This window comes from Delftia sp. 60, assembly GCF_002754395.1.
GTDB classification, from domain to species: Bacteria; Pseudomonadota; Gammaproteobacteria; order Burkholderiales; family Burkholderiaceae_C; genus Comamonas; species Comamonas acidovorans.
Window position 1 is genome coordinate 6,294,499 of the sequence record NZ_PEFD01000001.1, and the last position, 23,603, is coordinate 6,318,101.

Annotated in this window: 15 protein-coding genes; 12 read left to right on the top strand and 3 right to left on the bottom strand. The window is 61.4% G+C overall.

What is annotated here, in order from left to right; genetic code table 11:
- Nucleotides 1–3: 3 nt before the first annotated feature.
- The 3 genes from kdpC to CLV01_RS28270 form a co-directional block, all read right to left on the bottom strand.
- Nucleotides 4–738: a K(+)-transporting ATPase subunit C gene (kdpC, locus tag CLV01_RS28260; RefSeq protein WP_043820205.1), complete on the bottom strand. Its 735-nt coding sequence runs from the start codon at nt 736–738 to the stop codon at nt 4–6.
- Nucleotides 739–816: 78 nt separating this feature from the next.
- Nucleotides 817–2,523, bottom strand: a complete 1,707-nt coding sequence (kdpA, locus tag CLV01_RS28265) for a potassium-transporting ATPase subunit KdpA (protein ID WP_065347426.1) — start codon at nt 2,521–2,523, stop codon at nt 817–819.
- A 114-nt stretch (nt 2,524–2,637) separates the two neighbouring features.
- Nucleotides 2,638–2,736: a potassium-transporting ATPase subunit F gene (locus CLV01_RS28270; RefSeq protein WP_013800438.1), complete on the bottom strand. Its 99-nt coding sequence runs from the start codon at nt 2,734–2,736 to the stop codon at nt 2,638–2,640.
- A gap of 288 nt (nt 2,737–3,024) precedes the next feature.
- Here CLV01_RS28270 and CLV01_RS28275 point away from each other — a divergent pair, with 288 nt between their 5' ends.
- The 12 genes from CLV01_RS28275 (at nt 3,025) to putA (ending at nt 23,567) form a co-directional block, all read left to right on the top strand.
- Nucleotides 3,025–4,650, top strand: coding sequence for a peptide chain release factor 3 (locus tag CLV01_RS28275; RefSeq protein WP_099732669.1), 1,626 nt, complete (start codon nt 3,025–3,027; stop codon nt 4,648–4,650).
- Between the two features lie 48 nt (nt 4,651–4,698).
- Nucleotides 4,699–6,672: a hypothetical protein gene (locus tag CLV01_RS29010; RefSeq protein WP_143289996.1), complete on the top strand. Its 1,974-nt coding sequence runs from the start codon at nt 4,699–4,701 to the stop codon at nt 6,670–6,672.
- A 26-nt stretch (nt 6,673–6,698) separates the two neighbouring features.
- A complete protein-coding gene (locus CLV01_RS29795; protein ID WP_257221556.1) occupies nt 6,699–8,198 on the top strand; it encodes a hypothetical protein in 1,500 nt (499 codons plus the stop codon).
- Nucleotides 8,084–8,398, top strand: a complete 315-nt coding sequence (locus CLV01_RS28285; RefSeq protein WP_257221557.1) for an EamA family transporter — start codon at nt 8,084–8,086, stop codon at nt 8,396–8,398. Before CLV01_RS29795 ends, CLV01_RS28285 begins: the two co-directional genes overlap by 115 nt.
- A gap of 9 nt (nt 8,399–8,407) precedes the next feature.
- Nucleotides 8,408–9,367 carry a glycosyltransferase family 2 protein gene (locus CLV01_RS28290; RefSeq protein ID WP_012207727.1) on the top strand — a complete coding sequence of 320 codons (960 nt, stop codon included), beginning with the start codon at nt 8,408–8,410 and terminating at the stop codon, nt 9,365–9,367.
- A 51-nt stretch (nt 9,368–9,418) separates the two neighbouring features.
- Nucleotides 9,419–11,293 carry a hypothetical protein gene (locus CLV01_RS28295; protein ID WP_099732668.1) on the top strand — a complete coding sequence of 625 codons (1,875 nt, stop codon included), beginning with the start codon at nt 9,419–9,421 and terminating at the stop codon, nt 11,291–11,293.
- A gap of 86 nt (nt 11,294–11,379) precedes the next feature.
- Nucleotides 11,380–12,177: an HAD-IIB family hydrolase gene (locus CLV01_RS28300; RefSeq protein WP_099735029.1), complete on the top strand. Its 798-nt coding sequence runs from the start codon at nt 11,380–11,382 to the stop codon at nt 12,175–12,177.
- 640 nt (nt 12,178–12,817) lie between these two features.
- Nucleotides 12,818–13,405, top strand: a complete 588-nt coding sequence (locus tag CLV01_RS28305; protein ID WP_013800427.1) for a fimbrial protein — start codon at nt 12,818–12,820, stop codon at nt 13,403–13,405.
- 113 nt (nt 13,406–13,518) lie between these two features.
- Nucleotides 13,519–14,280 (top strand): fimbrial biogenesis chaperone, encoded by a 762-nt coding sequence (locus CLV01_RS28310; RefSeq protein ID WP_099732667.1) that lies wholly within the window; start codon nt 13,519–13,521, stop codon nt 14,278–14,280.
- 274 nt (nt 14,281–14,554) lie between these two features.
- Complete coding sequence (locus CLV01_RS28315; RefSeq protein WP_099732666.1) at nt 14,555–17,647, top strand: fimbria/pilus outer membrane usher protein; 3,093 nt, start codon at nt 14,555–14,557, stop codon at nt 17,645–17,647.
- Between the two features lie 659 nt (nt 17,648–18,306).
- Entirely contained in the window at nt 18,307–19,329 is a 1,023-nt protein-coding gene (locus CLV01_RS28325; protein WP_099732664.1) for a fimbrial protein, read from the top strand.
- 197 nt (nt 19,330–19,526) lie between these two features.
- Nucleotides 19,527–23,567, top strand: a complete 4,041-nt coding sequence (putA, locus tag CLV01_RS28330; protein WP_441306982.1) for a trifunctional transcriptional regulator/proline dehydrogenase/L-glutamate gamma-semialdehyde dehydrogenase — start codon at nt 19,527–19,529, stop codon at nt 23,565–23,567.
- Nucleotides 23,568–23,603 lie beyond the last annotated feature (36 nt).

Sequence of the window (23,603 nt, forward strand, 5' to 3'; positions counted from 1 at the left end):
GGCTTACTCCTTGGCGGCATGGACTGCCGCAGGCTGCAGCGTCGCGGCCGAAAGATCGTCCAGCGCCAGATTCAGCTGCAGCACGTTCACGCGCGGCTCGCCCAGCAGGCCCAGCACGCGCGGCTCCACCTGCTGGCGCAACAGTTCCTGGACCTTGGCCACGGGCAGTTGGCGCTCGCGGGCCACGCGCGGCAGTTGCAGCTCGGCATTGGCCACCGAGATGTGCGGATCCAGGCCGGAGGCCGAGGCCGTCACGGCATCCACAGGCACCGCAGCATCTGCAGCCAGGCCATTGAGTTCGCGGTAGGCCGCCACGCGCGCCGCCACGGACTCCTTGAGCGCCGCATGGGTCGGCCCCTGGTTGGTGGCAGCCGACAGCGCAGCGTTGTAAGGCGCGGCCACCGTGGCATCGGCCTTGTCGGGATCAGGCGCCGTGGTGGCGCTGGGCCGGCCCTGGAAATAACGGGGCGAGGCGAACTCCTGTCCGATCAGGGCCGAGCCCACGACCGAGCCCTGGCGCATGACCAGGCTGCCATTGGCGGTCTTGGGAAACGCAGCCTGGGCCACGAGCGTGGTGACCAGCGGATAGGCCAGGCCCGTGACCACGGCGACGAACAGCGCCGACCGCAGGCTGGGGCCGAACAGCGAGCGCAGCCCGCCAGGAACGGCCTGCGCTTGGGCCTGCGCATCAGCGCGCAGCACCGGCAAGGGGCCGGAAGTATGTGTTTGAACTTGCATCTCGAAACCTCCGCCGCACGGCCCTGCCAAGGCAGAACCGGCGGCCAAGAAAAAAACGTGCTCAGCTGGCTCAGGGATTCAGGGGTAGACCTGTCCTGACAGCATCTGCAGCTGCTCGACCACGGGCCCCAGGGCCAGCGAAGGCAGGAAGGTCAGCCCGCCGACCACGACCACCACGAAGACCAGCAGCCCCATGAACAGCGGCGTGGCGGTCGGGAAGGTGCCCGGCCCCGCAGGCACGGTGGGCTTGGCCGCCAGGCTGCCGGCCAGGGCCAGCATGGGCAGCAGCGTCAGATACCGGCCCGCCAGCATGGCCAGGCCGATGGTGGTGTTGAAGAACGGCGTGTTCGCATTCAGGCCCGCAAAGGCCGAACCGTTGTTGGCCGTGCCCGAGGCATAGGCATAGAGCACCTCCGAGAAGCCGTGCGGCCCCCGATTGGTCAGACTGGCCATGGTGTCGGGCCAGACCGCAGCCAACGCCGTGAAGCCCAGGATGGAGATCGGGTGCGCCATCACGGCCAGCATCACCAGCTTGATCTCGCGCGCCTCGATCTTCTTGCCCAGGAACTCGGGCGTGCGGCCGATCATCATGCCGGCCAGGAAGACCGTGAGGATGGCGTACTGCAGCAGGTTGATCAGGCCCACGCCGTCGCCGCCGAACACACAGTTGAGCATCATCTGCGCCAGCGGCACCAGCCCGCCCAGCGGCGTCAGCGAGTCATGCATGGCATTGACCGAGCCTGTGGTCGCGGCCGTGGTCGTGGCCACGAACAACGCCGTATCGGCGATGCCAAAGCGCAGCTCCTTGCCCTCCATGTTGCCGCCCGGCTGGGTGGCGCTGATCTGCTGGTCGGCACCTGCGGCCGTCAGCAGCGGATTGCCTGCCTGCTCGGCCGTGAACACCAGCGCCAGAAAGCCCACGAACATTACCAGGCAGGCGCCGAACAGCACCCAGCCCTGGCGACGGCGCAGCAGCATGGAGCCAAGCGCATAGGTCAGCGCCGACGGGATCAGCAGCATGCCCAGGATGTGGAATGCGTTGGTCAGCGGCGTGGGGTTCTCGAACGGATGGGCCGCATTCATGCCGAAGAAGCCGCCACCGTTGGTGCCGATGTGCTTGATGCTCTCCAGGCTGGCCACGGGGCCGAGAAGAATCTGCTGGCGAGCGCCCTCCAGCGTCGTCGCCCAGGCCTGGCCATCCAGCGTCTGCGGCACGCCCTGCCACACATAGACCAGGGCCACCACAAAGCTCAGCGGCAGCATCACGCGCCAGAGCATGCGCACATAGTCCACCCAGTAGTTGCCCAGGTCCGAGGCACTGGAGCGCGCCAGGCCGCGGATGACACCCGCCGCGGCGACCACGCCCGTTGTCGCGCCAGCGAACATCATGAAGGTGATGGCCACCATCTGCGTGGCGTTGGACAGGCTGCTCTCGCCCGAATACGCCTGCCAGTTGGTATTGGTCACAAAGGACACGGCCGTGTTGAAGGCCAGGTCCGGTGTCTGCGCCGCATTGCCCAGCGCATTGAGCGGCAGCCAGCCCTGCGCGCGCAGCAGCGCATAGCCCAGCAGCAGCATGGCGCCGTTGGACAGCAGCAGCGCCAGCCCGTAGCGCTGCCAGCCCATGCGCTCGGCCGGGTTCACGCCCAGGGCGCGAAAGCTCAGCCGCTCGATCCAGGCATGGTGCTCACTCGTGAAGCAGCGTGCCAGCCACTGCCCCATGGGCACGGCCAGCGCCGTCATCAGCAGCAGCACCAGTGCATATTCCATCCAGGTCAACCACATGGCGGTCTCCTTTCAGGCAGTCAAATCCGGCCCAGCGCTGCCACGAAGGCCAGCAGGCCCCCGAAGCAGCCCAGGCTCAGGGCGATAAAGATCAGGTCTTGCATCTGCGCCACCTCAGAACTGCTCGGGCCGCAGCAATGCGTATCCGAGGTAGACAAACACAGCCAGGGCGCCCAGGGCGCCCAGCCATCCGGTGATTTCGGTCAGGGTCATAGGAATTTCTCCCGCATCGGCACCGCTTGGCGGCACCTGTTGTTGCGATGGGGAAAACTCTAGGGCCGGGGCTGTCAAAAGCGGATTGAGATTGCGGCATGCCGTATCAAGACGGCATCAAGAAACCAGGGGCACGACTTACATCCCTGTTCGCCGATATTTCCAGTGCGAAAGTAGAATGGCGGCCATTTGCGGCCTCGCTTGGCTCCATGCCCAATGGCCGCCCGCGACAGACATTACGTCTCCCTTTCCTGGCAGGCACCGCCCTGCCTTTGCGCTTTCAATACTGTGTCATACGCCTCTGAAACCCGGCGCCGCCGGACTTTTGCCATCATTTCCCACCCCGACGCGGGCAAGACCACGCTGACCGAAAAGCTACTGCTGTTCTCGGGCGCGATCCAGATCGCGGGCGCCGTCAAGGGCCGCAAGGCCAGCCGCCATGCCACCTCCGACTGGATGGAAATCGAAAAGCAGCGCGGCATCTCGGTGGCCAGCTCGGTCATGCAGATGAGCTACCGCGACCATGTGGTCAACCTGCTCGACACGCCCGGCCATAAGGACTTCTCGGAAGACACCTACCGCGTGCTCACGGCCGTGGACTCGGCGCTGATGGTCATCGACGCCGCCAACGGCGTGGAATCGCAGACCCGCCGCCTGATCGAGGTCTGCCGCCAGCGCGACACGCCCATCATCACCTTCGTCAACAAGATGGACCGCGAAGTGCGCGATCCGCTGGACATCCTCGACGAAGTCGAGCGCGAGCTGGGCATGCCCTGCTGCCCCGTCACCTGGCCTGTGGGCCAGGGCCGGCAATTCGGCGGCATCATCAACCTGCTCACCCAGACCATGACGGTGTTCCAGCCCGGCAGCGAACGCCGCCCGCAGGACTTCGAGGCCATTCCCCTGGCCGAGGCCGACAAGCTGCGCGCGCGCTTCGGCCAGTCCTTCGACGATGCGCTGGAAAGCATGGAACTGGCCCAGGGCGCCTCGGCCCCCTGGGACCACGAGGCTTTCCTGGCAGGCAAGCTCACGCCGGTCTTCTTCGGCTCCGGCGTGAACAACTTCGGTGTCATGGAAGTGCTGGATGCCGTGGTCGACATGTCGCCCCCGCCCGGCCCCCGCAAAAGCTCGCTGCTGGTCAACAAGCAGCCTGTGGAAAAGATCATCCACCCCGAGGACGAAGGCTTCTCCGGCGTGGTCTTCAAGGTCCAGGCCAACATGGATGCCAACCACCGCGACCGCATCGCCTTCGTGCGCGTGGCCTCGGGCAAGTACACGCCCGGCATGAAGATGAAGGTCCAGCGCACTGCCAAGGAGCTGCGCCCCACCTCGGTCGTGACCTTCATGAGCCAGCGCCGCGAAGCCGTAGAAGAAGCCTATGCGGGCGACATCATCGGCTTCACCACGCACGGCGGCGTGCAGTTGGGCGACACCATCACTGACGGCACCAACCTGCAATTCACGGGCCTGCCCTTCTTCGCCCCGGAAATGTTCATGACCGTGGTGCTCAAGAACCCGCTGCGCACCAAGCAGCTGCAGCAGGGCCTGATGCAGCTGGGCGAGGAAGGCGCCATCCAGGTCTTCAAGCCCGAGGCCGGCGGCAACATGCTGCTGGGCGCCGTGGGCCAGCTGCAATTCGAAGTCGTCCAGCACCGCCTGAACGCCGAATACGACTGCGACATCCGCCTGGAAGGCTGCCAGTACACCGGCGCACGCTGGATCACGGCCGACACCCCGGCCGAACTGCGCGAATTCGAGAACGCCTACCCGCTGCGCATGGCGCGCGATGCGGCCGATACGCTGGCCTATCTGTGCACCTCGCCGTATGACGTGCGATTGGCGCAGGAGCGGTTTCCGAAGATTCACTTTCATCCGCTGCGCGAGCATGCGGGGTTGGCTTTGCAAGTAGGGTAACAGCTGCGGTTTTTCTTTTTCACCGAATTAGTGACGCTGGACGCAGGAATGTTGAATCGCAATATCAAAAAAATTTGGATACCATTTATTTCATTCATCTGGCTAATCTGGATTCTCTTATCGGCCCAGAAAAGACTTGCTCAGTTCTTCCCTCCTGCAGGCTCCGTACTGAATGGAGATGCACAGCATACCTATCTACCGGCAGCCCGCGGTTTGCTTGCCGCGCCATGGCATTTTCTAACAGAAGATCAGTTGAGCTATAACGTGGCTCCGCTGGGATATTTGTGGCCTGCCCTTTGGTCAGCAGACCCCATTTCAATTCAAATTGCGAACTGCGCTCTATTTCTAGCCTGCGTATTTTTGATGTGGTATTGCGGTTATCGCTTGGCCGGATGGGTCGCAGGAATGGCATCCAGCTATCTCCTGGTATTCCATCCAACCATCGTCTATTACGCCCCTCACGTCCTTACAGAGTCACTGTATCTTTTTGGACTACTTGTTCTCATCACGGCTGTTATAGAGTATGCACTCACACCCAGACTAAGAAAAGTGTGTGCCGGATTTTTGGCATTCGGTCTCACAGTCACCCTACTTACACGCCCCATACTGCAATTCTTCACTGCGGGGATATTGGCATTCTTAATTTTTGCAGGAATATACTGGAAATACGCCGCCAAGACAGCAGACATCAAAAAGATCACTATCTGCCGACAATTGAGTACTGCATTGATCATGGCACTGGCTCTTCCGATTCTGGTGATTATAAAAAACGGCACATACTTCAACGTTTGGTCTATTGGAACAGGTGCGGGCACCGGCATTTACTATGGAGTAAGTCCAATCAAAGCAGGACTCGAGCCCGTTTTCTCAGGGTTTGCCTATGATGCGGGTGCAATTGCCGGAACCGTTGCCCCTCAAACCAAGGGAAACCCCCTCGCTCTTGAATCAGATCAAATTAACAGACGTGTCGCCCTTGAAATCATAAAGAACACTGAATTTTCGGACAATATCAGATTCTTCGGATACAAGTTCAAATCCTGGCTGCTTTACAGCACCCCAGAACTATTGGGTGAACCCGGCTTAAGACCATTCAGGATATTTGAATGGATAGCCATATTGACTGCCACATTAATTTTCATAAAGCATCGGATAAAGCAACGCCGTGAGACAGAAATCCAATCCACAGATGACAACAATACATCTCGGGCGTTTCTGTTTTTCCTGCTCTTGCTCATGCCATTTGCAATGGCCGCGCAACTGACGCCTATTCTCTACAACGATCGCTATAATTTATATTCCATGGAACCATGGATTATACTGGCGTGCGGGGTCAGTCTCGGCATCATATTCAAGCCCAATTGGTCAACACAGGAAAATCCATATTCCAATATACGCTGGATTGTCTCTCGCATTGCAATTGTCGGCTTGCTTATAACACTCCCCCCGGCAATTACAAAGTATTCAATACGCCACGAAGAATGGGGAATGGATCCTCATCGTCCGGGGCCTACGTCAGTCATCTTCAACAATGCGCGTTTTGGCACGATGACAGCGGTGGGCGCAACCCAGGCTTACGAAGACACCTGGGTTCTTGAAGAATCCCCCGCCAAACTCAGGATTCCTTTGCCTTCGCACAACTACGACACCCTGTCTCACTACATGGTCCTGGATATGTTATGGAGAATGCGGTTTTCCTTGGCTCCCGCACCAAATGCTTCCAGCTCGTGCAAAAAGGTCAACATCTCTTTGACCAATTCACATCAGGTGCGACCTGGATTTCGTACATCTACGGAAATAGATACCAAGCCTGATGGTGCATTGCACACCTATGCGATTTTTGGGAATTATCAACTCAGGCCCGCTGGGGAGGGATTTCTGGAGGCTACATTCAATTGCCCGAAAGGCAGCAAGGTGACATGGAGTGCGATAGAATTGCTCCAAAATACCATACCCCAGGCGGCAGATGCTTTCATAAAACACGGCACTCCCATCAATGTATATAGGCGTGAAAACCCACAATGATCAGAGACTCTCAGTCATCAGATGGAATGAAGGCTCAAACCAAATCCTTCCTGGCTTTTCTTGCACTACTCACAGCCATCTATGGATTTTGGCTGATGGTTTTCTGGCCGGGTGTCCTGGGACAAGACAGCATTGCAATTCTGTTGGAGGTCAACGACCCCATCAATCAGGCTTCCGGAAAACCTGCGTTCTGGTATTTCTTCGTAAAACTGTTCTACAGCGGCCATGAGCATGTTGAAGCCCCCATCGGGGTCATTATGCTTCTGTCCGCCATCATTCAGTCGAGAATATTGAGCTGGACCTGGAGCCGAGGACTAAAGAAGACTGCAATCTTTCTATTCGTTTTTATATGTACTGCTCCGCAAGCCATATTCTTCATAGGAACCTTGTATCCGGATGGTGTTTACTCTATTGCCATTGCCGGCTTGCTTTTCGAACTGTGGATCATTTCCGAGAGCAAAAAAATATCAAAAGCCTCCCTACTACTGATCCTTGTACTTCCATTTGCAGCATTCAGCCGTCCAAATGGTATAATTTTTTTAGTGCCCGTTGCCGTACTTGCCTTCTGGCTGTGGAAGAAAAATCGAAGAGCAAGTGTATTTCTCACAACACTGCTGGCATTTAACTGCCTTCTGATAGGCGTCATCAATTCAGCTCACCCCAATAGGAGCCATGGCTCACTTTACCCTTTGGTCATATATGAAACCGTCAATTTCCTACAACCTCGACCCATGAATCTTTGGGTGGCATCACCACGCGTTTCACAAAAAACCGTAGATGCCATGGAGAGGTATAAACCACTCCAAGTCTATCTGGAAAATTATGACCGAGACTATTGGGACCCACTTGTATTCAAATTGGATGGCCCTCAGGTATTGAACATCCCACGGTCAGAAAAAAATATTATCATCCGCGAATTTTTCAGGTACAACCTATGGAGAAATATCCCGGCATTTTTGTCCAGCAGAGTCAATATATTTCTGACTTCGGTTTTTGCACAAGGAGGCTTACCAAGCCACACCTATGCCGAGCATGTCATCAAGATCATAAAATCAGAATCAGAATACCGGATTTTTAAATTCACTGACGCAGAGAAATTATTATTCAATGAATTCGAAGTCAGCTACAATATTCGCTGGCTTTTGTGGACGCCTTTTCTTGGCCTTGCATTGCTATTCATAGCAATGCGCGACGGCATCACAAAATGCAATAAATCGCTTCTTTTAATTTCCACCCCCATGATAGTGCAATTGGGCGGGATTTTTCTATTCTCTATCGCGGGCGAATACCGATACATACTTCCATTCTTCACGATCACACTAGTATTCTTGCCAATACTACAGATGAAAAAACATGGCATTCATACAAAAAATAATCGTATGACACCTATATTGACATTACTAACATTCTTGTGTGTGGTTTGCATATCAATTGGACAATTACTATTCAAAAAGCCGCCACTGCGCTACCGGAAAATCCTCAAATTATTGATTGGATTCTCAATGGTTGGCTTTTTTCCTCTCTAGTCCTTTACGGGTTCACCACCCTGGGATGGATCTGGATTCTTCGCCACGCCCCTCTGCATATGGCATACCCTTTCATGGGCTTGGCATTTCTGATCGTCCCTACTCTCGCATGGGTGGTATTCAATGAGCCATTGCACTGGAGAACATTTGCCGGTGGCGCGCTCATAATGGCCGGTGTAGCTATTGCATCAACCAACTAGAGGTCAATTTTGCGTATCGCTGTCGCTATCCCCTGCTACAAGGTCACCCAGCATGTGCTCGGTGTCATCAACGCCATCGGCCCCGAAGTCGAGGCCATCTATGCCGTGGACGACGCCTGCCCTGCCGGCAGCGGACGCTTCATCGAGGAGAACAACACGGACCCACGCGTGCGCGTGCTCTACAACCCCGAGAACCGGGGCGTGGGCGGCGCCATCGTCACGGCCTACAAGGCGGCGATTGCCGACGGCATGGATATCGTGGTGAAGATCGACGGTGACGGCCAGATGGACCCCTCGCTGCTGCCGCTGTTCGTGCGTCCTCTGCTGCGCCACCAGGCCGACTACACCAAGGGCAACCGCTTCTACCGGCCTGAGTCGGTACAGGACATGCCGCCGGTACGCTTGTTCGGCAATGCCGTGCTGTCCTTCATGACCAAGCTCAGCTGCGGCTACTGGAACGTGATGGACCCCACCAATGGCTACACCGCCGTGCGCACTTGCGTGCTGGCCGAGCTGCCGCTGGACAAGCTGGAAAGCCGTTACTTCTTTGAGACCGACATGCTGTTCCGCCTGAATACAGTGCGCGCCGTCGTCAAGGATGTGCCTATGGATTCGGTCTATGCCGATGAAGAGTCCAACCTCAGGATAGGCAAGGTGCTGCCCGAATTCCTGCGCAAGCACGCCTCTCGGCTGTGGCGGCGCTATGTCTACAACTATCTGGTACGCGACTTCAACGTGGGAACGCTGTACAGCCTGAGCGGCGTGCTGCTCGTGCTGCTGGGCACCTTGTTCGGTCTCTGGCATTGGATCGGTGGCGCCAGCCATCCCGCCACCAGCGGAACCGTCATGCTGGCGGCGCTGCCCATCATCATCGGCATCCAGTGCCTGATCGCCTTTCTGCACTACGACGTGAGCAGCGTGCCCACCGAGCCGGTCAGCCTGTCCCTCGAAGACGAAGCCGTCGCCTGACCGCGCCGTCTTCGCGGCCTGCCACATCCAGTCCTGTCCACCAGCCCATCCATGCCCCACCTGCCTCGCACCTTCCACCTTCCATACGCATCCACGCTGATCGCCGCAGGCCTTGCCCTGGCATCCATGGCAGCCCATGCACAGACAGGTTCTGGTGCCACGCGCGGCCAGCCCCTGGTCATCGCGCCCACGGTGGAAGGCATGCTCCTGTGCGATGAAGCCGTTGCAGACACCAGGATCAAGTCCATGGACGAGGCCTATGCCTTCTGCCAGCAGCGCAAGCTGGACGGCTCCGCTGCCGTCAACCGCCTGCTGGACACGCTGGAGCCAGGCGGCCCCAAGGGCAACGTGCAGATCGGCTACACCGCCACGCTGCAATTGCTGGGGCTGTACCAGCGCACGGCCAAGGGCTGGGAAATCGACGAAGCCAAGGTGGACAGCTTCCTGAACGTTATCCGCAAGGTGCAGCGTCCGGTCGTGCTGTATTTCTCGGCAGACCATTTCGACTCGGTCGGCCCCATTGCCGCCGAGCTGGCCAAGGACCCCGTCAACCTGATGCAGTTGAAAGACGGCAAGCCCCTGGAACTGGGCTATTTCGGCTACCGCATCCTGCCCTACACGCTCTCGACGGATGCTTCGGTTCCCGTCAACCACTACCGCTTCAAGGCCCTCGAATACATGGCCAGGAAGATCCGGGAGCTGCCCAAGCCCGTACAGGACCGCATCATTGCCTATACCCTGCCCGGTGAACTGCACCACATGTTCCCGGACTTCGAGAACGGCATGGGTGCCTATCAGGACATCCGTGTCACCGACTACAGCCCGGGCTCGGTCGCAGGCTTTCGCCAATGGCTTCAGGCCAAATACAAGGACATTGCCCAGTTCAAGGCACAAACCGGGCTGGACTACGCGTCGTTCGATGTCATTCCGGCCCCCTCCAAGGACATACGCAAGGAAAAGCTCAACGGCTTCGGTGAACACTATGACGCATTCGCCGACGGCACACTTCCCGTGGGCGGCTGGCTGTGGGACCCAAAGCAGGCAATCGAGCGCCTGGATCTCTATCTGGACGGCAAGCTGGTAGGGCCCATGGCCCGCGGCCTCAACCGGCTGGACGTCTACCGCGCCGTGGACAACATCACCAGCCCCAACACCGGGTTCCGCTACAACCTCGACTTCAGCAACCTGTCCGCCGGACAGCACATCGTTCAGGTCGTGGCCGAGTCCAAGGGACGCAAATACCCGTTGGCCAATGCCAACTTCGTTGTCGTTCCGCGCAATCAGGGCAAGATGGTCAATCTGTACCCCAGACGGCTCGGCTGGATGCCGCCCACGTCCATGCTGGAAAAGCAGGGCGTGCGCTTCTGGCTCGACATGCCAGCCCAGTTGCAGGACGTCTACTACAACCCCTTGGCCAAGGATTGGAACCAGTACCGCGAATCCCAAGTGTATGCACAGCTTGCGGTGTTCCATGAACGAGCCATTGCAGCCGGCCTGCCCGCCGCCAAGCTCTATTCCCACCAAATCATTCCCGATGTGAATCCCTCCTGGAATCCGCAGTTGTTCGCCTCCACCCAGACACTGGATGGCAAGGCACCTTGGAAGCAGGGCCTGAACATGTATGGCGGCGCCACCAACAGCGACTGGCTGCGCGGTTTCATGAAGCAGCACCAGATCGGTAGCGGCTACGGCGCGCCCGAGTTCAATCCGCAGCAATGGAAACTTGACGGAACGCACCTGGCCGCGCTGAAGGCCCACTATGACGCAGGCGCCACCTTCATCAGCCCCTACTACTTCTCGGTGATCAACCAGCGCTTCAAGGGCGCAGCCGAACACGGCGTCAACCGCATGGAGCTGTCCCCCGACAACCCCAAGGACGGCTCCGACAAGTTCTACAAGGCCATCGTCGAATTCGCCAGGCAGTAGGATGGAGCCCTTGCGCGCACGGTCCGTGCGCGCAAACGCTGCCCTTTTACAAGCCGCCCCGGGCGGCTTTTTGCATTTTGACGACCGTGCCTACACCCCTCCAGCCGCTGTCCCTCTGGACACCTCCCGCATCGCCGCTCGGCATCCTCACCGACATCGACGACACCCTGACCACCGAGGGCGTGGTGCCGGACCATGTCGTCGATGCCATCGCCCGGCTCAAGCAGTCCGGCCTGCGCGTGGTGCCGATCACGGGCAGGCCCGTGGGCTGGAGCGAGCCGTTTGCCCAGGCCTGGCCTGTGGATGCCATCGTGGCCGAGAACGGCGCCGTGGCACTGCGGCGCAATGCGCAGGGCGGGCTGGACAAGCTCTACCAGCAGGACGAGGCCACGCGCACCGCCAACTACGCGCGCATGCAGCAGGTGCTGGCCGAGATCGAGGCTACCGTGCCCGGGGCGCTGCGCGCCACCGACTCGGCGGGCCGCGAATGCGACATTGCCGTGGACCACAGCGAATTCACCCAGATGCCCCAGCAGGACATTGACCGCTGCGTGGCCATCATGAAGGCGGCGGGCATGAACGCCACCGTCAGCTCCATCCACATCAACGGCTGGTTTGGCGCGCACAACAAGCTCGAAGGCGCACGCTGGATCCTGCGCACGCTGTTCGACATCGACCTCGACGCCACGCTGGACCGCTGGATCTACATCGGCGACTCCACCAACGACCAGCTCATGTTCGAGCACATGCCCCACAGCCTGGGCGTGGCCAACATCGCGCGCTTCGTGCCCCAGCTCAAGCACCTGCCTCGCCATGTCACCCAGGCCGAGCGTGGAGACGGCTTTGCCGAAATGGCGCAGTACCTGCTGACCCAGCGCCCCTGATCCACAGGGCCGAGGGCCGGTGCAGCCCTTGCAGGCCTGCGCCTTCGCCTTCGACCACCCCATCGGCCCCTCCTGATCTGCAGGACCCGCGCTCCCCCCGCAGACACCATCACCCTCAGCACAGCCAACCGCCCGGCGCAGGCGGGCTGTGCACCCTCTTTTCCCCATTCGACAGAGCAAATCTAGGACTATTCCTAGATCAAGCATCAATTATCAGAATGCGCCCTATTTCATATAGTAGCGGTGCACACCTAGAATCCATCACATACCCAAAGAACAGGTTTTTGTTTCGCCTTTTTCTTTGACAGATTCTCTCCTGCATCGCATCCGCACCATTGGGCACTGGTGTATTTGAACAATTCAACTTCAAACATGCCAGAGAAACAAACCTCGCCCATCCCTCGCCAACGCTCCCTCATCCGAACAATTTCTCCATGTCAGCGCCACCACCTATTCCAGCATGATCGCACCCCCTGCAAATCCTTGACCATGCTGACAGTTACCAACCATTGGATTGATGAGGTGAACATGGAACACTGATGATTTATTAACCACTCAACCATTCACACAGTTTCTTATTCCATCAGCGCATTCATCGCTGCTGGAATTTCATTTATCTCTTCAAATCGAGGGAATACCCATGAAAAAGATCGCATTGCTGACATCGGTTGCCGGCCTGGTCATGATGGCCATGAACACCGCTCAAGCAGCAGACGGCACCATCAACTTCACGGGCGAGGTGGTCACCACCACCTGCAAGGTGGACACCACGGTCGCCGGCGCCGCCAAGGACGGCGTGAAGCTGCCCAACGTGGCGAACAACCAGCTGGCCACCGTGGGTGCCACGGTCGGCCGCCAGGCGTTCTCGCTGGAACTCAGCGGCTGTGAGCTGGCCACCGCCACCTCCACAGCGCCCGTCTCCAAGGTCGCCGTGTTCTTCGAAGCCGGCCCCAACGTGGACCTGGTCACCGGCATGCTCAAGCCCGCAGCGGCCAGCGGTACTGGTGCGCCCACCGTGGCCTCCGGTGTCCAGATCGCCATCGTGGATCCCAGCAACAACGAGCGCCTGAAGATCGGTTCCGCCCAATCGCGCTTTGTGGACATCGACAACAAGGTCGGTGGCAATGGCCGGGCCATCATGCGTTTCGCCTCCGAATACGTGGCCACCGGCCCCGTGACCGCAGGCCGTACCGACACCTCGGTGACCTACTCGCTGGTCTATCAGTAATCACTGACTTTCAGGCATATCGGCCGCCTTGCGGTGGTCGATATGCCGTGTCTTCTGCTTTCCCGACATGGGCCTGGCCCCATTCTTTCGCTCAAAACCCAGAGAGTTCTCCGATGCTGACGATCAAACGTTCATATGGGCTTGCTGCCATCCTGTTGACCCTTCTTCTTGGAACGGCGGCACAGGCCAGCGTGACATTGACGGGCACGCGCATCATCTTCCCCAGTGGCGAGAAGGAAGCCACCATCCAGCTCACCAACGAAGGCAGCAAACCTGCCCTGGTGCAGACCTGGCTGGACAAGGGCAACAACCAGGAATCGCCTGAGAACATCGACGTTCCCTTCGTCATCACGCCCACCATCATGCGCATCGAGGCAGGCAAGAGCCAGACGTTGCGCATCATCTATTCGGGCGAAGCACTGCCTGCCGACAAGGAATCCCTGTTCTGGCTCAACGTGCTGGACGTCCCGCCCAAGGCGGAAATGGAAGGCGACTCCAACAATCTCCAGTTCGCCTTTCGCACTCGCGTCAAGCTCATGTACCGGCCCGGCAATCTGCCCGGCAATGCCCAGGAGGCTCCTGCCCTGCTTCAATGGTCGGCAGGCGTTGACGCCAAAAACCAGCCTGTGTTGAACGCACGCAATCCCAGCGCCTTTGTGGTCAATGTGGCTGGCGTTGAATTGCAGCTCAACGGCAAATCCTTCGAGGCAGGCGTTGGGCCCGTCCTTCCCGGCCAGGTGGCCGCCTTCCCAATCAAGGAACCTGCGGGTGCCAATATGGCTGGTGCGACCGGTGCCACGGTGATGTTCAGCAGCATCAATGATTGGGGCGCCAGTCTCAACCACGAAGCCAGAATTGGCAATTCCGCCCAATAAACAGGGCAATGCGAGCACAGCCACGCGAATCCCCCGTCCTCTCCGGTCTGATTATCTAACGCCACTGCATTTTCAGCCCGGCCAGCACACCGATACCCAGCGTTAATACCCGGCGAAACGGCATCGGTCTCTTTAACGGGACTGGCACATCGGCCTTGGCCGTTCGCTTTGCATCGGGCGCACAGCATTAGGAGATAAGCAAATGATCAGGCCAGTCTTTCCAGATTCAGAAAAGGGAATCAAAAGCCGGCATACAAGGCAAGGCAAAGGAACAATGCCGGGGCCAGGCCAAGGCCCTGCCGGATATTTCCAACTGAAGCCCGGCCATGCGCTGCTGCTCTCCGTGCTGGTCTGCTGGCAGTCCGAGGCCCAGCAGGGACAGCAGGTCAAGGAAGTCACGACCTCCACGTCCACCGGCCAGTGGCAGCCCACGCCGGCTGCCGTCGACTTCGACCCCAGCTTTCTGAATACCGGCAAGCAGACCATTGACGTTTCGCGCTACTCGCGCGCCAACGTGGTCACGGCAGGCAGCTACAACCCAGACATCTACATCAACGGCAACTGGGTTGGCCGCAGCGAAGTGCAGTTCAAGGCACTGGCTGGTTCGCAGGACGCGCTGCCCTGCCTGGACAAAGCACTGCTGGAGAAGGTGGGCATCGACCTCTCGCGCCTGCCGCCCGAGACCGCCTTGAAGCTGGTGGCCGACGGTGGCTGCAACCGGCTGGACCAGATCATCGCGGGCGCCTTGACCAGTTTCGACTTCGGCAAGCAGCGACTGGACCTGAGCGTGCCCCAGGCCTCGCTGCGCCGCTCGGTGCGCGGCTATGTCAGCCCCGACCAATGGAGCGCCGGCGTGCCTGTCGGTCTGCTCGGCTACCAGTTCAACACCTACCACGGGCGCTCCAGCAACGCAGAAAACACCACGCAGAGCTACCTGGGCCTGAACGGCGGCGTCAACATCGACCGCTGGCATTTCCGGCACAACGGCTCCTTCAGCTGGGCGGACACTGGACGGGGCAACTACCAGAACATCTCCACCTACGCACAGCGCGACATTGCCGACTGGTCTTCCCAGCTCATACTGGGTGACACCTATACGGGTGGCGACCTGATGGACTCCACCTCGTTTCGCGGCATACGCTTGAACAGTGACGACCGCATGCTGCCCGACTCCCAGCGCGGCTACGCGCCCGTGGTGCGCGGCGTGGCCAACACCAATGCCCGGGTCACCATCACGCAGAACGGCATCAAGCTTTACGAAACCACGGTGGCGCCCGGCGCCTTCGTCATCAACGACCTCTACCCCACCGGCTACGGTGGCGACCTGCAAGTCAGCATTACCGAGGCCAATGGCGCCGTGCGCAGCTTTGCCGTGCCCTACGCGGCCGTGCCGCTGTCGCTGCGCGAGGGGCAGGACCGTTACAGCCTCACGGCGGGCGTGGTGCGCCACCTGCCCAATACCTCACCGCTGTTCTCGCAGGCGACCTGGCAGCACGGCTTCACCAACATGCTGACCGGCTACGGCGGTGTGTCCGTGGCCAAGGGCCATATCTCGCCCATGATTGGCGCGGCGCTCACCACGCCCTGGGGTGCCTTTGGTGCAGACATCACGCACGCCTCCACCAGCATTCCCAATGACGGCTCCTTTTCCGGACAGAGCTTGCGTGCCAGCTACGCCAAGTCCTTTGCGCAGACCGGCACCCACGTGGCCATTGCCGCCTATCGCTACTCCACCAACGGATTCTTCGGCCTCAACGACGCCATGCGCGCACGGGATCAGGCCAATCTGCTACGACCCTCCACGGACCTGTACCGGCCTCGCAACCGCGCCTCCCTGGTCATGGGACAGCAGTTTGGCCCCGGGGGAGGCAGCCTCAGCCTCACGGCGTCCACTGCCAAGTACTGGAACCGCCAGGGCTCCAACGTCGACTACGCCATTGGCTACAGCAACTCGTTCCGCAACATCTCCTACAACCTCTCCGCGGCGCGCCAGCGCGATGCCTGGGGACAGTCCAACACGTTCCTGCACGTGGGCCTGTCGATTCCGCTCAGCATGGAGCGCGGCATGATGCTCTCCACCAATACCAACCGCGACTCGCGCGGCCGCGTGCAGGCCCAGGCCAACCTGTCCGGGCTGCTGGGCGACGACAACGCCATCTCCTACGGCCTCAGCGCCAACCACAACACCGGTGGCATGAATGGCAGCAGCACCAGTGCCAGCGCCAACGCCACCTACCGCGCATCGCAGACCGAACTCAGCGGCAGCGTCAGCGCCAGCAGCGGCTACCAGCAGTTCTCGGTAGGCGCGCGTGGCGCCATCGTGGCCCACCCGGGCGGCGTGACGCTGTCGCAATCGGTGTCTGACACCTTTGCCATCGTGGAGGCCAAGAACGCGGAAGGCGCGCGCATCAACAACGCGCCCGGCGTGAAGGTGGACAGCCGGGGCTATGCCGTCGTCCCGTATCTGACGCCGTTCTCGATGAACGAGGTCTCCATCGATCCCAAGGGCCTGTCGACGGACGTGGAACTCAAGGAAACCAGTCAGCACGTCGCGCCGCTGGCCGGCGCCGTGCCACTGCTGGTGTTCAAGACAGCCTATGGCCGCTCGGCCGTGATCCGCGCGCGGCAGGCCGGCAACATGCCTGTGCCCTTTGGCGCCAGCGTGCTGGACATGGACGGCAAGGAATTGGGCGTGATCGGCCAGGCCGGCAAGCTGCTGGCGCGCGGGCTGTCAGACCAGGGCGAGCTGCAGGTGCAGTGGAAGACCGACACCGGCATGGTGGGCTGCAACCTCTCCTATACCCTTCCTGAAAGAAAGCGCAGCACCACCTACCAGCCGCCGCAAAGCCTGGAACTGCCCTGCGTGGCCAGCAACAAGCTGCTGCCTGCGGCCACCGACGTGGCATCCGCCAAGCCGGGCAAGACCGCGGCAACCTCAACCGCAACCACCAATGCCAAGACAGCCGTGGCAGGCGCCCCGGCCTCCAACGCTGCGTCAGCCGTGGCTCTGGCCGGCATGACCCAGGAACGTACGGCAGCAACGGCACCGGCCACGGTAGTCGCCAGCGCCCCGGCAGTCACTGCGGCGGCAGTGCTGCCCGCTCGTGCCACACAGCCGAGCGACAACCAGCAGGCACTGAAGCTGGAGCGCAACCTGGACGGCCTGCGCATGAGCGTCAAGATCAGCGCCTTGCCCACCACGGTGCCAGTCACCAGCAACACGGGCAGAACTCCCGTGGCGGCAGGGCACGACGCAGGCACCGGCAAGCACAAGCCGCCGCAGCAAACCCTGCGGGCTGACCGTCCGCTGGCCATCCTGCAGCCCAGCCTGAAGATCAGCGCCTTGAAGGCGACTGACAAGACCTGAATCTGAGGCGAACCCTCTTCCCAAAAGAGGGTTCGCGCTAGCCCAGGAAACGCCACATGGTGCGGCAACCGACAAGCATTTCGATAGTGCCCTTTTACGCGCCAGCGGCACGCAGCACTGCGCGGCCGTACCGTACACAACGCACTCTTGCAGTCATTGGCTCGTGCTGCCACGCCTGCTTGCCGTTTGACGGCTGCAACCGGCGGCTCGGCTGCGCAGCAGATTGAAAAATGAGCGGTTCGATATGCAATACCGTGCCGGCAGCAATTCTGGCCAACTCTTGGTCTATTTTCAAATAAGCACACCATTAAGAATTACCCCTCAGGTGCTCACCTGCCGTGTATCCGCCCCCTATCAATCTTCTTTTGGGAAATGTGCATTTTTCGTCTTCCACGCCCGTGGGCACCACTTCGCAGAGCCGTAGGCAATACCAACCAGTGGTTTGCAGGCAGCGCCGTATTCTGGCAAGGCAAACTGGATATTCCCTTGAAGGCCCGCCATCTGAACACCGCTCCCCAGGTGACGCCGGGCAAGGCCAATGGTGCGACCACATTCACGATGAGCTATCAGTAGCACGGTCTGATACTTCTGAGCCTTTGGGGAACCAACGTTCATGCGTGCATTGGGCAGACCTTACCCGATGCTCGAAAGGAAACTCCGTGAAAAATGCACTTCGCATCCTCAAAAGTTCATTTATTCCATTGACTTGGGCCTTGACTACCCCTTCAACATGGGCCTTGTGCAAATTGAACACCAGCGACGGCTTGCCGTACTTTACGGCCGAACTCTCCGGCATGACAGTCCCCGAATTCGCACCTGGTGACTACGACATTGGAAGCACCATCTACAAATACAGCGGCCCGTTGAAACTTACCAATAAAATCCCAGAATCCAAGAATCCACAGTTTGAATGTGTTCCTGGAATAGAAGACTACCTCACAGGCATCGGCCCTCATGAAAATGGTCTTTATGCAGCCCCTGGAACCATCAAGAATATCAAGTTAAAATTAAGCGCCTTCACAATACCGTTCCCTTTTTTGGTCTACTCAACAGTTCCAAAGACAAGTGGCAATTGGAATGAAGCGAGCTTTTATTATGATATCGAATTAATCAAAACGGGCCCCATCTCCAGTGGGGGCACATTATCTGGCTCATTCGCTCAATCCCGTGCCAATGATGCGACCGGACAATTGCTGGTCGATTTTCGTTTCGCGGGCCCGGTCGTCATTCGTCCCCGCGTTCCTACCTGCAAGGTCAGGGTGAAGGAAATAAGGTTCGACATGGGCGCCGTGCTCATAAGGTCGTCCGGTGGCGTGGGAGCCACCAGCGCCAGCAGCGAGGAACAGAACATTCAGCTGGACTGCTCGGGCGGCGATACAGGGACCGCAACGCAGGTGTACGTGACACTGACCGATGTGACCGACCGCAACAACACGTCCTCCAACCTCACGCTGAACAGGACCTCCACGGCACGAGGCATTGCCGCGCAAATCCTCAGCAACGGCAAGCCGGTGCGGTTCGGCGCAGAAGCGGACGACACCAGCCGATGGTTGGCGGGCGACGTTCCCCAAGGGCAGACGGCGTTCTCGATTCCGCTGCAGGGACGCTACGTGCAGACGGAAGACCGGGTTGTACCCGGCAGCGCCAACGCTTCCGCAGAGTTCACCATCCATTACCAGTAAGCGCAGGCGCTGGAGCCATCCGCAGGACGACCCGGGAAGCCGTGAGAGCGGCCCGCCTGGACGGGCTCCATGGGACCCAGCTTGCCTGAGTAAATATAAAGGGTTTACCCCCTATCAAAAAAGGTGCAACCCATGTGAAATCACGCCGAATCCGGTTGCACCCCAGTCATCGAAAAAGCACTTTCCCTTTCCAATCCATTATGTCCACCACCGTAGGCATCAAAGTCGACGACGCCTTGCGCGAGCGCATCCGCGTCGCAGCCCAGCAGATGGGTCGCACACCGCACTGGCTGATCAAACAGGCCGTCGTTCAGTACGTCGATGCGCTGGAGCGCGGCGCAACCACCATCCGGCTTGCAGGCGCAGGCGACAGCCCTGGCGATGTCGCGATCGAAGAGGCGCAACCCAACGCTGGCCAAGAGGTACAACCTTTTCTGGAATTCGCCCAGTCCATCCTCCCGCAGACGCCGTTGCGCGCTGCCATCACGGCCGCCTGGCACCGGCCGGAGCCCGAGTGCCTGCCGGTGCTGCTGCCGCTGGCACGTGCCCAGGATGCCCAGCAGGCCGACAAGGTCCGCGAGCTGGCGACCCGGCTGGTGCAGGGGCTGCGCGATGCGCCGGCCGGCAGCGGCGTGGCGGCGCTGGTGCAGGAGTTCTCGCTGTCCAGCCAGGAAGGCGTGGCGCTGATGTGCCTGGCCGAGGCGCTGCTGCGCATTCCCGACCGTGCCACGCGCGATGCGCTGATCCGCGACAAGATCAGCAAGGGCGACTGGCGTGCCCATGTGGGCCGCTCGCCCTCGCTGTTCGTGAACGCGGCGGCCTGGGGCCTGGTGCTGACGGGCAAGCTCACGTCCACGAGCAGCGAGAAGAACCTGTCGTCGGCGCTGACGCGCGTGATCGGCAAGGGCGGCGAGCCGCTGATCCGCCAGGGCGTGCACCGCGCCATGAAGCTGATGGGCGAGCAGTTCGTGACGGGCCAGGACATTGCCGAGGCGCTGGCCAACAGCCGCGCCTATGAAAAACAGGGCTTTCGCTACAGCTACGACATGCTGGGCGAGGCGGCCGCCACCGATTCCGACGCACAGCGCTACCTGCAGGCCTACGAGCAGGCCATCCACGCGATTGGCGCGGCCTCCAACGGGCGCGGCATCTTCGAGGGGCCTGGCATCTCCATCAAGCTGTCGGCCCTGCACCCGCGCTACAGCCGGGCGCAGTACGAGCGTGTGATGGCCGAACTGCTGCCGCGCGTGCTGCAGCTGGCCGAGCTGGCCAAGCAGTACGACATCGGCATGAACATCGACGCCGAAGAGGCCGACCGGCTGGAGCTGTCGCTGGACCTGCTGGAGGCCTTGTGTGCCGCGCCCTCGCTCAAGGGCTGGAACGGCATAGGCTTTGTGGTCCAGGCCTACCAGAAGCGCTGCCCGCAGGTGCTGGACTACCTGGTGGACCTGGCCCGCCGCAGCCGCCGCCGCCTGATGGTGCGCCTGGTCAAGGGCGCCTACTGGGACAGCGAGATCAAGCGCGCCCAGGAAGGCGGCCAGGCCGGCTACCCGGTCTATACGCGCAAGGTCTATACCGATGTGAGCTACCTGGCCTGCGCGCGCAAGCTGCTGGATGCGCCCGATGCCATCTACCCCCAGTTCGCCACGCACAACGCGCAGACCCTGGCCAGCATCTACCACCTGGCCCAGGCCGTGGGCGGCAGCTACTACAGCGGCCAGTACGAGTTCCAGTGCCTGCACGGCATGGGCGAGCCGCTGTACGCACAGGTGACGGGCCCGGCCTCCGAAGGCAAGCTGGCCCGCCCCTGCCGCATCTATGCGCCCGTGGGCAGCCATGAGACGCTGCTGGCCTATCTGGTGCGCCGCCTGCTGGAGAACGGTGCCAATACTTCGTTCGTGAACCGCATCGGCGATGCCTCCGTGCCGGTCTCCGACCTGGTGGCCGACCCGGTGGACGAGGTGATGAAGATCGCGCGCAACGAAGGCCGGCTGGGCGCCCCCCACCCGCGCATTGCGCTGCCGGCCGATCTGTTCGCGCAGCAGGGAGACAAGCCAGGGCAGGCCCGCGCCAATTCCCAGGGCCTGAACCTGGCGCACGAGCAGCAACTGGCCTCGCTGGCCGCCGCGCTGCTGCACAGCACGCGCCAGACCTATCTGGCCGCCCCCGCGGATGCCGACCTGCCGGCCGACCCGGCGCGTACCGAAGGCTGGCAGCCCATGCGCAACCCGGCCGAGCTGTCCGACATCGTGGGCTGGGTGCGCGAGGCCACGGCGGCCGAGGCCGAAGCCGCCGCCGCGCGCGCCGCGCAGGCCGCGCCCATCTGGGCCGGCACACCGCCCGCCGCCCGTGCCGACGCGCTGGCCCGCGCCGCCGACCTGCTGGAGCAACGCAGCCAGCCGCTGATGGGCCTGATCATGCGGGAGGCAGGCAAGACCCTTTCCAACGCCGTGGCCGAAGTCCGCGAGGCCGTGGACTTCCTGCGCTACTACGGCGCCCAGGCGGCCGCGCATTTCGACAACGCCGCGCAGCGCCCGCTGGGCGTGGTGCTGGCCATCAGTCCCTGGAATTTCCCCCTGGCCATCTTCTGCGGACAGGTGGCTGCGGCCCTGGCCGCCGGCAACACGGTGCTGGCCAAGCCTGCCGAGCAGACACCGCTGACGGCCGCCGCCATGGTGGCCCTGCTGCACGAGGCTGGCGTGCCGCGCGACGCGCTGCAGCTGGTGCCGGGCACGGGCGAGACCGTGGGCGCAGCCCTGGTGGCCCATGCCCAGGTGGCGGGCGTGATGTTCACGGGTTCCACCGAGGTGGCGCGCCTGATTGCACGCCAGCTGTCCCGCCGCCTGTCGCCTGCGGGCCGCACCATTCCTCTGATTGCCGAGACCGGCGGCCAGAACGCCATGGTGGTGGACTCCTCGGCCCTGGCCGAGCAGGTGGTGGCCGATGTTCTGGCCTCGGCCTTCGATTCGGCCGGCCAGCGCTGCTCTGCCCTGCGCCTGCTGTGCCTGCAGGACGAGGTGGCCGACCGCACGCTGACCATGCTGCGCGACGCGCTGCAGGAGTGGAATCTGGGCAACCCCGACCGCCTGAGCACCGATGTGGGCCCCGTGATCGACGATGCGGCGCGCCGCCAGATCGAGCAGCACATAGAGCAGATGGCCGCGGCGGGCCAGAAGGTCACCCGCGTGGAACGCAAGGACGGCGTGCTCAACGGCCACTACGTGGCACCGGCCCTCATCGAGATCGACAGCACCACGCGCCTGCAGCGCGAGGTCTTCGGCCCCGTGCTGCATGTGATCCGCTTCAAGCGCGAGCAGCTGGACGCGCTGGTCGATGGCATCAACGCCACCGGCTACGGCCTGACCTTCGGCGTGCACAGCCGCATCGACGAGACCATTGCCCACCTCACCCAGCGCGTGCATGCGGGCAACATCTATGTGAACCGCAATGTGATCGGCGCCATGGTGGGCGTGCAGCCCTTTGGCGGCATGGGCCTGTCGGGCACGGGGCCCAAGGCCGGCGGCCCGCTGTACCTGCACCGACTGGCGCAGGGGCCGGCCAGCGCGGCGCTGTCCGTCTTTGCGCGGGCCGAGTCGTCCGCCCAGGCACCGCTGCAATTGCTGGGCCTGCTGCGCGAGACGCTGTCCAAGGCCCCGCCCCAGGACATGTCCGCCGATGAGCAGGTGCAGGCCCTGGCCGCCTGCGACGAGGCCCTGGCCGCCTCGCGCCTGGACGCCGCCATGCTGCTGCCCGGCCCCACGGGCGAATCCAACCGCTACCGCCTGCTGCCGCGCGGCCCCGTCTGGGCACTGCCGCGCACGCCGCTGGGCCTGGTGGCCCAGGTGGCAGCAGCCCTGGCCAGCGGCAACGCCTGCCATGCCGTGCTGCCCGACAACGGAACAGGCGCCGACAGCGGCTGCGCCGCCACCTGGCAGGCGCTGCGCGCCGCTGCGGGCGATGTCGGTGTGCCATGGCTGCACAGCGCCAGCGCCGACTCCCTGGCCGATTCGGCAGCGCCCATGGCGGCCTTGCTGTTCGAGGGCGACGGCGACGCCCTGCTGCAGGTCTGCGCCCAGGTCGCCGCGCGCGACGGTGCCCTGGTGCGCGTGGAAAGCCGCAACAGCGACGAGCTGCACGCGGGCCGCGGCTATGACCTGGCCGCGCTGTTCCACGAGCAATCCATCAGCACCAATACCGCCGCCGCAGGCGGAAACGCCCAACTCATGACCATGGCTTGAACCGCCGGGGCCGGCACAACCGGCCCCTGGCAAGCG